The sequence below is a fragment of the Massilia sp. ST3 genome (assembly GCF_018119405.1).
GTDB lineage: Bacteria > Pseudomonadota > Gammaproteobacteria > Burkholderiales > Burkholderiaceae_D > Telluria.
The window spans coordinates 17213-30667 of sequence record NZ_JAGPWC010000034.1; the positions used below are offsets into that span (position 1 = coordinate 17213).

The window sequence follows — 13455 nt, forward strand, 5'->3', positions numbered from 1 at the left end:
GTTCAGCGCCCTCCCCGACGCGCGGCGAGCGCCTTGCGCAGTTCGAGCCCGGCCAGCGCCAGCGCGGCCGCCAGGCCCGCCCCCGCCAGCTGGAGCGGCGCCGGCGGCGCCAGGCGCAGCATCGCCGCCGCCTGCGGCACGGCGAGGACCGCGGCCAGCAGCAGCAGCGCCGCCCCGGCGATGGTCCAGAACACCGGATTGGCCGCGCGCAGGACACCCCCGATATGGACGCGCTGCCGGTTCGACAGGAGCAGCGCCAGATTGCACAGCACCAGGCCGGTGAACGCGACCGCGCGCGCCTGGGGTTCGGGCAGCTGGTGGAGCGCCCATCCGGTGAGCACGCCCAGCAGCGCCAGCACCCACAAGCCCTGCAGCAGCGCATCCAGCATGGCGTCGCGGCCGAACAGCGCTTCTTCGCGCCCGCGCGGCGGCCGCCGCATCGCGTCGGCTTCGGCCGGCTCGTTCTCGAAGGCCAGCGAACAGGCCGGATCGATCACCAGTTCCAGGAACACGATGTGGAGCGGGTACAGCATGACCGGCCAGCCCAGCAAGACCGGCAGCAGGGCCATGCCGGCGATCGGGACGTGCATCGCCATCACGTAGCACATCGACTTGCGCATATTGCCGTAGATGCGGCGGCCCGCGGCGATCGCGTCGACCAGCGACGCGAAACGGTCGTCGAGCAGGGTCAGCTCGGCCGCTTCGCGCGCCACGTCGGTGCCGCGCCGGCCCATGGCGACGCCCACGTTCGCGGCCCGCAGGGCCGGCGCGTCGTTGACGCCGTCCCCCGTCATCGCGACCACCGCCCCGTTGCGCTGGTAGGCCTGTACGATACGCAGCTTTTGCTGCGGCGCGATACGCGCGCACACGTTGACGCCGGCCAGGCGGTGCGCCAGCGCGTCATCGTCGAGGGCCGCGATCTGCTCTCCCGTCACCGCCTCGCCGTCCCCCAGGCCAGCCTGGCGCGCGATGGCGCGCGCCGTTTCCGGATGGTCGCCGGTGACCATGACGACGCGCAGGCCGGCCTCGCGGCACGCGGCCATGGCCGCGGGAATGTCGGGGCGCAGGGGATCGGCCAGGGCCACCAGGCCCAGCAGTTCGAATCCGAACGCGGCTGGGTCGGCGGGCCAGCCGCCGGCATCGGCCCGCGCCCGCGCCACCGCCAGCACGCGCAGGCCGGCCGTCCCCATCGTGGCCGCCGCGTCCAGCGCAGCCACCGTGCGTGCCGCGCCGGAACGGCACATGGCGGCGATCGTTTCGGGCGCGCCCTTGGCCGCGACCAGGAGCGCGTCCTCCCCGCGCGCCCATCCATGGACGAGCGCCAGGCGCTGCGGGGTCAAGCCGTACTCCTGCACCAGGGTCCAGCCCGCCGGCGGCGCGCCACCGCCCGGCAATGCGGCGCTCGCCAGGCGCCAGAGGGCCGCTTCCATCGGATCGCTGCCGAGCTGGCGGCTCGCACGCAAAGCATGCTCCAGCAGCTCGCCATGCGCCGCCGGCATCGGCGCTTCCGCCCTCGCATCGTGGACGACGCCGTCGCGCCAGAGCGCGGCCACGGCCATCTGGTTCTCGGTCAAGGTGCCGGTCTTGTCGACGCACAAGACCGAGGTCGAACCGAGGATCTCGATGGCCGCCAGGCGCCGCGTCAGCACCCGGCTGCGCGCCAGGCGCCATGCCCCGATCGCGGGAAAGACCGTCAGGATGACCGGAAATTCTTCCGGCAACATCGACATCGACAGGGCGATCCCCGCCAGCAGGGCCTGAAGCCAGCCGCTGCCGCGCACCAGGAGCAGCGCGACCAGCGCGGCGCTGACGATGGCGCCGAGCACGGCGAAGCGGCGGGCCAGCGCCGCGGTCTCGCGCTGCAGGCGGCTCGGCGGCGGCACGATGGCGCCGAGCGTCGCGCCGATGCGGCCGATCTCCGAACGGACGCCGGTCGCGCCGACGCGCGCCAGGCCATGGCCCTGCACCACCAGCGTGCCCGAATACACCCATGGCAAGCCGGCCCCTCCGGGCACCGCCGGCGGACTGCCCTGCGGCGCGGCATGCTTACCGACAGGAACGGACTCGCCGGTCAGCAGCGATTCGTCGACCAGCAGCCCAGCTTCTTCCAGGAGGAGCGCATCGGCCGGCACCCGGTCGCCTTCGGCCAGCTCGACCAGATCGCCTTCGACCAGTGCGCTTGCAGGAAGCCGCCTGGCCAAGCCATCGCGCCAGACCAGGGCGGTCGGCGAGCTCAGGTCGCGTAGCGCCTGCAGGGCATGCTCGGTGCGCCCTTCCTGGAACAGGGTCATGCACAGCATCAGCACGACCATGCCGAGCAGGAAGACGCCTTCGCGCGGCTCACCCAGCGCCAGGTAGAGCACCGCGGCGCCGGCGAGCAGCAGGTACATGGGCTCGCGCGCCGCATCGGCCAGGATGCGCCGCCAGCCACGGCCGCCCGCGTCGGGCAGGCGGTTGGGCCCGTCGCGCGCGAGGCGGCTGGCCGCGTCCTCGCTGCTCAGGCCCTCGCGCGGCGCCGCGGCCTCGCGCCTCATGGCGAGCTGCCGGCTGCCAGGCAGCCCGGTGCGGCCGCGCTCGCACGGCGCCGCCGCACACGCTGCACGGGGTGAACGATGGACGCTGCGCCGCTCATGGACTCCTCTTTACGCTGCGGGTAACTGAAGAAAATGTAGTTCGCACGGGTCCGGATGTCACGAAGAAAAACTGACGTGCGTCAAAAACCGACGAAAAAAAAAAAGAGCTGTGCTAGTCGACAGGCGTCGCTCGCATCCTCATCTTCCCGATGAGCTTGTTCCTCGCCTCGGTTTGGCCGATACTGCGCTCATCGACTGTTGCCGACAAGGGGAAAGGCATGAACCCGACCACCAGGCAGGACGAGCATGTCAGGTTGCCCAGCCCGGGCATCGAAGGCCGAGCGCCTGCGTCCTTCGATGCGGGTGGCGGCGGCGATGGCGTCTGGACCGACGTTGGCGGTTTGACCGGATGCCGGCGCTGCCTGGGCCCGGGCGACATCCTTTTTCGCGGGGGGCAGCCTTTCGCCACGCTCTACCGTGTCGTGAGCGGAGAACTCAAGACGTGGCGGCCGGATCACCGCGGCCAGCCCTGTGTCACGGCCTTCGCCATGAGCGGCGACCTGCTGGGGATGGATGCGATCGGCGAAGGGCGGCACAGCTGCACGGCCGCCGCCCTCGACGACAGCGTCGTGGAAGAAATTTCGTATGCCAGACTGCAAGAGGTATTAACCCGTTCGCCGCAACTCATGCATCGCTTCCATTGTGCGATGAGCCGGGAGATCGAGCGTGAACAGGCCACGCTGAAGTATGCGAGCGCGCATGGGGCCGCACGGCTTGCGGGCTTCCTGATGGATCTATCGGCGCGCTACGCCGAACGCGGCTTGCCGGCCCACCAGTTCCGGCTACGCATGTCGCGCGCGGACATCGGCAGCCATCTCGGACTGACCATCGAAAGTGTCAGCCGTTTGCTGACGCGCTTTCGCGACCAGGGCTGGATCGCGGTCGACAGGCGCCAGCTCGAACTGCGCGCGCCGAAGCGTCTCGCCGCGCTGCTGGCGGCCATGCCTGCTCCGTCGGCGCCGCCGCCTTAGGACGAAGTGCGTTCCGCCAGCACGACGCGGTCGCGCCCGCTTTCCTTGGCCTGATACAGGGCCGCGTCGGCTGCCGCAAGCAAGACGCCGAAGTCGACATGCGCCGGCTCGAGCGCGGCAATGCCGATACTGATCGTGCACCGCACCGGGCCCGCAGGCGTGGCGAGCCGGATCGCGGCCACCGCCAAACGCATGCGCTCCGCGCAGGCGCGCGCCTCCTCCTCCGTGGTTTCCGGCATGACGCAGACGAACTCTTCGCCGCCCACTCGCCCGAAGTAGTCACTGGCCCGCAGTTCGGAAGAACATGCCTTGCTGACCTCGCGGATCAGGGCGTCGCCCGCCGGGTGGCCGAAATGGTCGTTCACGCGCTTGAAATGGTCGATGTCGAGCATGCAGACCGCCAGCGGACGGCCATAGCGCTTCGCCAGCGCAAGATCGTGTTCGGCCAGTTCCATCAGGTAGCCGCGCGCCAGCACGCCGCTCAAGCTGTCGTGGTGCGCGGAATAGGCCAGCGCGCGTTCGGCCAGGAAGGCGGCGCGCCGCATGCGTCCCTGGGCGACGGCCGTGCATGCCGCCAGGCCGAGGCATGCCAGGTAGACCAGCAGGCTGCTGGCCAGCGCCTGTGGAGCGAGCACCGCCGCGCCGAGCGCCGCGAACAGCGCCGAAGGAAACAGCAGCAGCAGGAACAGCCGCGGCAAGCGCGGTTCGAGCAAGGCCAGCGGGAACATGATGCCGGTGATGGCCGGAAGGGCAAGCACCAGCCCGCCGGGCAGGAGCGCCGAGCTGAGGATCATGGCGCCGCTGTGCGTTACGTACACGAGACCGCAGCGCCAGGCGACGCTCACGCGCGGGCCCCAGTCGATGTAACCGAGCGCGCCGACGAGCACCAGCGTCAAGCGCAGCGCGGTGGTGGCGGCGGCATGGCCGGGGGCGATCCAGTAATCCCATACGCTGAACAGGACGACAGCGATGCCGAACACCGCGCCCAGCTGGGGCAGGAGCGCGGCCAGCGTGCCGTCGAGCGCCACGTTGAACGCGCGCTCCTCGTCGTCGCCCGGCGTGCCGGCGGCCTGCAGGCGTGCCGCCAGCGTCCCGGCGTGCTTGCGTGAATCCGCATCCTTCGTCGGTTCTACTGGCATGGCGAGCATGGCCGCAGCGGCCGCGGGGAGCGGCAAGGGATCGCGGGGCCGGTCAGGCCGGACGGTTGGCGGGACAAGGTCTAGCCAGGGCCTGGGCGCGTTCGTCCTCCGACACCGGACGCAGTACCATGACCGGCACCGGCGCGCCGGCCAGCACCGCCTGGGTAACGCTGCCGGCAAGCAGGCGGCTCAGGCCACGCCGTCCGTGCGAGCCCATGAAAATCAGGTCGCACGCCTGCTCGCGCGCCGTATCGGCGATCGCCCTGCCCGGGTCCAGTGACAGCTCGACCCGCTGCGCACACGCCACGCCCGCATGGCGGGCGCGCTCGCACACCGCGCCGGCCAGCCGCTGCGCGTGTTCGGCGAGCACGTCCACGTCGACGCCGGGATCGATCGCCATCGCCCCCTCGGTCGACGGGATGATGGGCTCGGGCATGGCGACCGACAGGGCCAGGATCTCGCTGCCGCAGGCACGGGCGAACTCGATCGCCGCGCCGACCGCGTAGTCGGAGACCGAAGAACCGTCGGTTGGAACCAGGATGCGCTTGTACATGGCGATACCTTCACGGAGATGGACTAGCGATGCACCATGACCGGAATGGCGCTGTGGACAAGGACTTTTTGCGTCTCGCTGCCCAGCAGCAGTCCCTGGATGCCGCGGCGGCCGTGGGACGCCATCACGATCAGGTCGCAGCCGTGCTGGCGCGCCGTGGCGATGATGGCCTCGTAGGGGTTGTCGCCCTCCACCTGCAGGCAGGTGCACGGCACGCCGGCATCGCGTGCGAGAGCGGCCACCTCGTCCAGCAAACGCGCGGCGCGCGCCATGCTGGCCTCCTTGTATCCGGACGCCGTCTGCTCCAGCATCTCGGTATCGGCGGTGAAGGTGTGGAACGGGGGAACCGCCGTCATGGCGAACAGCTCGGCGCCCACGCTGCGGGCGAAGTCGACGGCGGCACTCGCGGCGCGCCCCGACGCTTCCGATCCATCGGTTGGAAACAGTATGCGCTTGTACATATCCATCTCCCATATTAACTTGCCTGAAGATGCTCGCCGACAAGGCTAGGCCGGCAAGACACTCCCGCGGTAAAGCATGACCGGCACCGGCGAGTACGCGAGCACCAGTTGCGGCACCCTGCCGGCGATCAGCCTGGTCAAGCCTCCCTGCCCGTGGGTCGCCATGAAGATCAGGTCGCACTGCAGCTCGCCCGCGATCCGGATGATTTCCTCGTATTCCGACGACGCGACGGCGGTGACGACGCGCGCAGGCACGCCGGCCTCCTGGGCGAGACGCGCGATCTTCCCGGCGCGCTGCGCGGCCGCATGCATGGCCGCTTCGCAGCCGCCTGGCCCTCCGTCCCGCGGGTCCGCACCATCGCAAGAAGGCGAACCGGGCTGGGCGATGGAAACGGCCACGATGTAGGCGCCACAGCCGCGTGCGAGCGCGATCGCAGCGCGGCCTGCGGTTTCGGACGAGGCCGAGCCATCGGTGGGTACGAGGATTCTGCTGAACATCGGGGTCTCGGCAAACCTTGGCCATCAATACAAGTCGTCATTAGTCTGCGCCGGCCGTGCAGACATTTGTTTGATGCAGATCAAGAACTCTTCACACCGAGGCGCCGACGCAAACCGAGGGTCAAGAGGCCGGCCGCCAGCAGTGCGCAGGACGCCGGCTCGGGAACGACGGCCACCTGGACCGACAGGGCGGCGTCCGTGGAAGACATTTGCCAGTGAAGCGGCACATCGGGGTAACCCGGAAACGCGTCGATTGTGTAATAACCATCGGCGCCGTCCCCCGTAGCGGCCTGGAACGGACTCAAGGGCCCGGTGGCTTGCGGATTGTCCGGCAAATAATACAGCGTGTTGGAAAACCGGACGATATAGCTGGCGTCCAGGGGGCCTGGCGTGGTGAACCAGACGGCATGGGTATAGGCATCGAAGCCGGCCGACTGGTCGTAGCGATTGACGGCGCTGTGGGCAGCGCCCTCGTAGCGGTAGGCCTGGTCGCCGATGCGGAACGCGATGGTGGCCGGGCCGCCGTCATTGAAGGCCCAGTTGGAAGACAGCGAGTCCGGCGCGAAGGTGGACGTGAGCGTCAGCTCGAAGGGGCGCAATGCCGTCCCACCGCCGTTGTCCAGGCCGAGGGCGAACAGGATGGTGCTGTCGACACTGCTGGTACCGGCCGCGTGCGTGGTGACGGCGACCGGATCGGCAAGGACCATGGCCGGCAAGACGGAGGACAGCATGCAGAGGCGCTTGATCAGGATCGACATTTTCTCCTCCCGCTCGAACGACTGGGACACGAAGCTTGGAATTCATGCATAGCCGGCCGCCGCGGCCGCCCTGTTCCAGCTTAGCCGCCAGGCAGCCTGCGTTCAAGCGGGATGTGCGGACCGCCGGCTGTTCAGTACGGGACGAAGCCGATGGCGTGGTGCGGATAGGTGCAATCGACAATGCGCCCACTTGACGATTTCTCGATATTTGTTCAAGCCCCGTCTGACAGGCCAATCACAAGCGCAGTTCGGTCATGATTTTCTCGGCAAGAAAATCGCAGGGTGGACGCTTGGATTTGGAGCTGCGCGCCAGAACCACTTCGAGCGGATCGATCTCGGGCAAGCCTTGCGCCTGGCCCAGCAGGCTGAGGTGAGCCGGCACCGCACAGCGGGCCAGCGGCGCGATCGCCAGGCCCGCTTCGACCATGCTGAGCAGGCCCATCAGGCTGGGACTTTCATACGAGGTCCGGTAGCCGATCTTCTCGCGTTCGAGGCTGCGGATCGCGTTTTCGCGCGCCACGCTGCCGGGCAGGAACACCGCGATCGGCAGCGGCCGCTCGCGCCAGATCTCGTGCGCAGCCGGCGAGGCGGCCCAGACCATGGGCTCGAAGCGGATGAACTCTCCCGACAGGCCTTTCACGCGCGTGGCGCAGACCAGGTCGACCGATCCGTCCTTGACCATGGGAGCCAGCGCCACGCTCGGCAGCCCGACCACCTGGATCTCGACCTTCGGGTAGGTGGCGGAGAATTTCTTGAGGATGGAAGGCAGCAGCGAGGACGCGTAATCGTCCGGCACGCCGATGACCACCCGGCCGGTGATGTCGGGCCGGACGACGGCGGCCCACGCCTCGTCGCGCAGCGCCAGCATGCGCCGCGCGTAGGTCAGCAGCACCTCGCCATCCTGGGTCGGCATGACGTTCCGCGGGCCGCGCACGAAGAGCGGCTTGCCGAGCGCCGTTTCCAGGGTTTTGATCTGCATGCTCACCGCCGATTGCGAACGGTGCACGACTTCCGCCGCGCGGCTGATGTTGCCGGTATCAGCAACCGCCACGATCATGGCCAGGACATCGAGGTCGAGTGCCTTCATGGTAACAATTCGTTGGTATCAAATATTCTGATGAATATCTTCAATATTATGCGATTTTCTCAGAGGACGCCATCGGGCATAGTAGCTGCAAAAGAGCCCATCATGAACGCACGCACCGATCCCTCACTCATCGCCCACCCCGAGCCGTCCTTTGCGCGCCTGCCCTCGGGCGTCCGCTTGCCTTATGTGGCGCATGGCGCGGGCGAGCCGCTGCTGTTCGTGCATGGCTCGCTGTGCGACTACCGCTACTGGAGCCCCCAGACCCATGCCCTCTCCGCCGGTTTCCTGTGCATCTCGGTCAGTCTCAGCCATTATTGGCCGGCCCAGGATGCCGGCGCCAAGGGTGACTTCAACTGGCGCGCGCATGTGGCGGAACTGGCCGAGTTCATCACGGCGATGCATCTCGGCCCCGTGCACCTGGTGGGACACTCGCGCGGCGGCTGCGTCGCCTTCCAGCTGGCGCGCGCCCATCCGGCCCTGGTCAAGACCCTGACGCTCGCCGATCCCGGCGGCCCGCTGCACATCGACGGCAATGCGCCGGCCACCGAACCAGGAGCGACGGCCACGCTGCGCGCCAGGGTGGCTACCCTGATCGACAGCGGGGCATATGAAGCCGGGCTGGAACTGTTCGTCGACTCCGTCAGCATGCCCGGCATCTGGCGCAAGAGTCCCCCTTCCTTCCGCGCGATGGCGATGGACAACGCTGCCACCTTGCCCAGGCAGTTCCGCGACCCGCTGCCGGCCTATACCCGCGCGGCCGCGGCCGAGGTGGCGTGCAGGACCCTGCTGGTCGATGGAGAAAAGAGCCCGCGCGAATACCGCGACAACGCGGACAGCCTCGCCGGCTGGATCGGGCGCGCCGAGCGGCGCTCCATGGCGGGCGCCTCGCATGGCATGAACGTCACGCATGCGGCGGCCTTCAACCGCCTGCTCCAGGCCTTCGTCGGCGCGGCGACCTGAAAGGTCTGACCATGCCCCCGCTCTCCGTGGACGCCGTGCGCGCCGGGGAGGCCCTGCGGACGAAGTCGCATACAAGCAAGTGCGTCCGCATAGCGCTTGCTTGGCACCGGCCGGGCATCTTCTCCTTCCGGCTGCCATCGACGTCAATGGTAGCCGGCCGCAACGCAGGCTAGAACGTCAACGTAAGGCTGCGCGGGCAGTGATCGCTGGTCTCGATGCGCTGGTCCGGCGCCTGTACGACGGCGGTCTTGCGCGAACCGAGCGGGGCCGGCTGGCGCGCCGCCAGCGGGCCGCTCAGCACGATATGGTCCAGGCCCGTGAATCCGCGGCAGCCCTGGTCGACCCCGGTCAGGGGCACCAGCTGCAGCGAGCGTGCGCCGTCGTTCAGCTCCTGCCACAGGTAGCGCGTGGCCACCCTGCCGTCCGCGTCCTGCTTCGGCACGCCGGCCGGATCGCTCCCGTCGGCGCGCACCTGCGCCGGGCGGATCGCCGCCGCGGCCTCTTCGTCGAGGCGGCGGTTGAAGTCCCCCAGCAGGACGAAGTCGGGGCTGCGCTTGGCGACGCTGTCGATCCAGCGCTCCAGCGGGGCGACCTGGCGGTTCAGCACCTTGCAGGCGCCGGCCGGATCGTCGAGCAGGCGCGCCTGGTAGATCGGGGTCGGCACGATGTTGGCGCAGCTGGACTTCAAGTGCACGTTCAGGAAGCTGATGCGGCGCCCCGCCGACTCCAGCTCGAGCGCCAGCCCGGGGCGCAGCTTGCGCGCATCCGGGTCGCCCGGATTGTCTTGCACCGCCAGGCCGGTATCGACGCTGCAGCGGGCGCCATCCGGGGCCAGGCTGCGGTCCCAGGCGAAGGCCACGGTCTGGAAGCCCTCGTGCGGCGCATCGCAGACGCCGAAGCGCTCGGCATGGCGTCCCAGCAGTTGCTTGACCACCTCGGCCGAACGCACTTCCTGGAAGGCGAGCACGCGCACCCCTTGCTTCTCGATCAGCTGGCCGACGGTCGCCTGCAGGCCGGCCAGCTTGGCCGCGTAGTCGCCGCTCGTGGGGGGCGCAGAGGCGCCGCGGCCCTGGTAGGCGTTACACGGCGCCATCATGGCCGCCTGCGCTGGACCGCCCGCCAGGCGCTCGGTATCGGCGACGCACTGGCGCGCCGCGCGGATGGCCTCTTCGCTTGGCGCCGCCTGCCCTGGTTGCCGGCGCGGGCGCGTATCGCACCAGGACACCGCCTTGCAGACGGCGGCGTGGCGGTCAAAGTCCTGCTGCGAACCGGCCCAGGCGAGGTTGAAGGATGCGACGCCGAATTGCACCGGCGGCGACTGTGGACCGGGTTCGGCGGCGTGGGCGGCGGCGCTGGCGAGCAGCGCGGCCAATAGTACGAGGCGAGTTGGCTTGGTCTTGAACATCGGGTTTCCTGGTAGGGCACCTGCCTGCGATCGGATCCCGGCAGTGGTGCAGCGATGGATTATCGCGGAGTTCCTTAGCGACGGCAATGGCAGTCGCGTCCCTAGCGCCCAGGGCAGCGGTCGAACGAATGGACTGCAGTGCAGGACCGAGTGCGCATGGAGAGAACGGGGTCGGAAATGACAATCGCCGGCATGAAGCCGGCGATTATCTTGATTCTGGAGGCGAGGACGGGAGTCGAACCCGTCTAGACGGCTTTGCAGGGCGTATATACTCAACAATTTCAAAGACTTACATAAGAACCACAATTTTCACCACTTGAGCTCGTTCAACCTTGGTCTAAATCAAGCGAGCAACTGACGATCATGCCCAGCCCGGCTTGTTTCAGGGGCGATACGATCTGTTCTGCCGGAATGCTTGCGATGCGTGGTCTAGCCCCGAAAGGAATGATCCGCCAAAGAACTCGCGCGGCGAAGCGTCCAATTTCGCCAACGCATTCACGCGATGATTAGGGAGTCGCCGATGTTCAACTCCGACACTCGCCCGATCGTCGCGGCGCACGCTCGACACGGTGCCTGCATCGCCTCATCGTCCGGCGTAGTACCGCGCCAGTTCCGCGATTTCAACTTCCGTCAGGTTACGGACGGCATTGCGCATTTGGCCATTGATGTCGTTCGTCCGGCGGCCGTCGCGGAAGGCCAGCATCTGGTCGCGCAGATAGGTCTCGGAAAGCCCTTCGAGCACCGGCGTCGCCGGCCGCACTGCGTGCGGGCTATGGCAGGACGAGCAGGCGCCCACGCTGCGCATCGGATCGCCGTTGCGCACCAGCCGCGGCGTTCCGCTGGCCGAGGGCGCGATGTCGGCGATGCGTTCGCGCTCGAGCGAGGCGTAATAGGCGGACAGGTCGCGCATGTCCTGGTCGCTAAGGTCGGCCACCAGCGGCTGCATGATGGCGCTCGGCCGGTGGCCGGAGGCGAAGTCGCGCAGCTGTTTGTAGGTGGCCGATGCAGGCTGTCCGGCCAGGTGAGGTGTGCCGGCCGGGCTGGTGCCACGCGCGCCGTGGCACATGGTGCAGGCCATGGCCAGGGTTGCGCCCTTCCCGACCGATGCCTCGCCGCCCACGCTCATCATGTGGGCGTTGACGATGACGTTGCTAGGGTACTTCTGCTGTTCCGCCGGCAGTCCCGCCGGTTGGAAAGGGGCCGGCGCGCCGACGGCGCTGCAGATCGCCTCCCACATGCTCTGCATGACATTGCGCTCGTGGGCCTTCGGCAGCCAGACGAGTCCGATGAAGGCGGCCACCAGGGCGATCACCAGGATCGCCCCCACGCTCCCGGCAAACCAGCGGTTGCGCAGAGAAAAGATTCTTTCGTCGCTCATGGCTGGCTCCCTACCGGCACGGCCGGCACCGATGTCTGCTTGAGCGCCATCAGCTGGCTGATCGGGTAGCCGTAGTTCACGATCGACAGGCCGATCATCAGCGCCAGCCACAGCGCGTAGCCGTTCAGCGCGGCCGGCAGCCGCCCTTCGTTGTGCGCCACCTGGCTGAAGCGGAATTCCGGCAGCTCGATGCGCACGCTGCGGTGGCCGCCCAGCAGCACCAGCAGGAACAGCAGGCCGGACACGACGAGGATCAGGCCGCCGAAGAACGTAATGATCACCGTAACGGCCTGGGGCGCGATCTCGGGATTGCTGTAGTCGAAGTAAGCCATGCGGCGCGGCATGCCGAGCACGCCGACCACGTGCCAGGGGAAGGTCAACACGATCATGCCGATGAACCATAGCCAAAGCTGGGTGCGCATCAGGCGGCCGCTGGCGAGCTGCTTGCCGGTCAGGTGGGGCCACAGGTCGTAGGCCAGCGCGAAGTACATGATGACGATGGCGCCGCCGAAGATCAGGTGGAAGTGCCCGGTGATCCACTGCGTGTTGTGCACGGCGAAGTCGAGCTGGTAGCTCATGTTGATCAGGCCGCCCGCCCCGCCGAAGCCCAGCAGGATGAAGGAGAAGGCCACCGCCAGCATCATCGGGTTCTTCCAGGGCAGCGCCTTCACCCAGCCGAAGGCGCCGCGCCCGCCGCGCAGGCGTCCCGCGATCTCCACCGAGGCGGTGATGGTAAAGATGGTCAGGAAGGTCGGGATCGAGACCATGCCGGTGAAGACCGCATGCAGGAACTTCATGCCCGAGCCCACCTGCGGGTCCTGGAACAGGTGGTGTATGCCGATCGGCATCGAAAACACCAGGAACAGCACGAAGGAGATGCGCGCCATCTTGTCGCTGTACAGGCGCCCGCCGATGGCGCGCGGCACCAGGGTATAGAAGGCGATGTAGGCCGGCATCAGCCAGAAATACACGATCGCATGCAGGGTCCAGGAAAAGAAGACACGGGCGAGGCCGGCGTCGATGGTGTTCTTGAAGCCCAGCGCCACCGGCAGGATCATGAACAGGATCTCGATCGCCGCCCCCAGCGAAGTCCAGGCCCAGAGGTAGGCGCCGGCCAGGTTGGCGAACATCGGCAGCGGCACGGCGGCCCCGGGATTCGCCTTTTTCCACACATACAGGTTGAGCGACATCAGCGCCACCCAGATCCACGAGCCGACCACGACCAGCACAACGCCGATGTAGTAGAAGGCATTGCCGATCAGGGGCGGGTAGAAAGTGTACAGCACCGTGGCCAGGCCCATCGAGACCGGTACCATGGCGGTCACCGTGCCCAGCACGACCAGGGAGAATCCGATCCAGGCCCAGCGCTTGCCGACCAGGGTCTGCTTCAGCGCCAGTTCGACGATGGCGTAGCCGAAACCCATCGCCACCAGGGTCGGGAACACGTAGCCCATCGCCGACCCATGGGCCGTGACGGCGCGGTAGTAGAGTTCGGGATTGCCGATCCAGTCGCGCAGCGGGCTGCGGATGTACATCTGCCATTCGCCCAGCAGCAAGGCGACGAAGAAGGCGATGAAGGCGATCCAGAAGTGCGCCAGCACGAGGCGCCTGG

At 68.1% G+C, this 13455-nt stretch carries 12 protein-coding genes; 2 read left to right on the plus strand and 10 right to left on the minus strand.

Annotation, left to right across the window (positions count from 1 at the left end):
* Positions 1 to 2: 2 nt before the first annotated feature.
* A complete protein-coding gene (locus tag KBW98_RS13395; protein ID WP_211520644.1) occupies positions 3 to 2534 on the minus strand; it encodes an HAD-IC family P-type ATPase in 2532 nt (843 codons plus the stop codon).
* 317 nt (positions 2535 to 2851) lie between these two features.
* Here KBW98_RS13395 and KBW98_RS13400 point away from each other — a divergent pair, with 317 nt between their 5' ends.
* Positions 2852 to 3604: a helix-turn-helix domain-containing protein gene (locus KBW98_RS13400; protein WP_211520645.1), complete on the plus strand. Its 753-nt coding sequence runs from the start codon at positions 2852 to 2854 to the stop codon at positions 3602 to 3604.
* Here KBW98_RS13400 and KBW98_RS13405 read toward each other — a convergent pair.
* The 6 genes from KBW98_RS13405 to KBW98_RS13430 all read right to left on the minus strand — a co-directional run bounded on the left by KBW98_RS13405 (position 3601) and on the right by KBW98_RS13430 (position 8100).
* On the minus strand, positions 3601 to 4743 hold the full coding sequence (locus tag KBW98_RS13405) for a GGDEF domain-containing protein (protein WP_211520646.1): 1143 nt from the start codon (positions 4741 to 4743) through the stop codon (positions 3601 to 3603). The two genes, KBW98_RS13400 and KBW98_RS13405, sit on opposite strands and share 4 nt — an antisense overlap.
* Before the next feature lie 52 nt (positions 4744 to 4795).
* Positions 4796 to 5296, minus strand: coding sequence for a universal stress protein (locus KBW98_RS13410; RefSeq protein WP_211520647.1), 501 nt, complete (start codon positions 5294 to 5296; stop codon positions 4796 to 4798).
* Positions 5297 to 5319: 23 nt separating this feature from the next.
* Entirely contained in the window at positions 5320 to 5757 is a 438-nt protein-coding gene (locus tag KBW98_RS13415; RefSeq protein ID WP_211520648.1) for a universal stress protein, read from the minus strand.
* Between the two features lie 45 nt (positions 5758 to 5802).
* The gene (locus tag KBW98_RS13420; RefSeq protein WP_211520649.1) at positions 5803 to 6255 is read right to left on the minus strand and encodes a universal stress protein; all 453 of its coding nucleotides are present in this window, start codon (positions 6253 to 6255) and stop codon (positions 5803 to 5805) included.
* A gap of 80 nt (positions 6256 to 6335) precedes the next feature.
* Positions 6336 to 7013 (minus strand): PEP-CTERM sorting domain-containing protein, encoded by a 678-nt coding sequence (locus KBW98_RS13425; RefSeq protein WP_211520650.1) that lies wholly within the window; start codon positions 7011 to 7013, stop codon positions 6336 to 6338.
* Positions 7014 to 7248: 235 nt separating this feature from the next.
* Entirely contained in the window at positions 7249 to 8100 is an 852-nt protein-coding gene (locus tag KBW98_RS13430) for a LysR substrate-binding domain-containing protein (RefSeq protein ID WP_211520651.1), read from the minus strand.
* Between the two features lie 102 nt (positions 8101 to 8202).
* Here KBW98_RS13430 and KBW98_RS13435 point away from each other — a divergent pair, with 102 nt between their 5' ends.
* On the plus strand, positions 8203 to 9060 hold the full coding sequence (locus KBW98_RS13435) for an alpha/beta fold hydrolase (protein WP_211520652.1): 858 nt from the start codon (positions 8203 to 8205) through the stop codon (positions 9058 to 9060).
* A gap of 169 nt (positions 9061 to 9229) precedes the next feature.
* Here KBW98_RS13435 and KBW98_RS13440 read toward each other — a convergent pair whose 3' ends face one another.
* The 3 genes from KBW98_RS13440 to KBW98_RS13450 form a co-directional block, all read right to left on the minus strand.
* On the minus strand, positions 9230 to 10465 hold the full coding sequence (locus tag KBW98_RS13440) for a hypothetical protein (RefSeq protein ID WP_211520653.1): 1236 nt from the start codon (positions 10463 to 10465) through the stop codon (positions 9230 to 9232).
* 583 nt (positions 10466 to 11048) lie between these two features.
* On the minus strand, positions 11049 to 11843 hold the full coding sequence (locus KBW98_RS13445; RefSeq protein ID WP_211520654.1) for a c-type cytochrome: 795 nt from the start codon (positions 11841 to 11843) through the stop codon (positions 11049 to 11051).
* On the minus strand, positions 11840 to 13444 hold the full coding sequence (locus tag KBW98_RS13450) for a cbb3-type cytochrome c oxidase subunit I (protein WP_373888944.1): 1605 nt from the start codon (positions 13442 to 13444) through the stop codon (positions 11840 to 11842). The genes KBW98_RS13445 and KBW98_RS13450 overlap by 4 nt, the downstream gene beginning before the upstream one ends.
* Between the last annotated feature and the right edge of the window lie 11 nt (positions 13445 to 13455).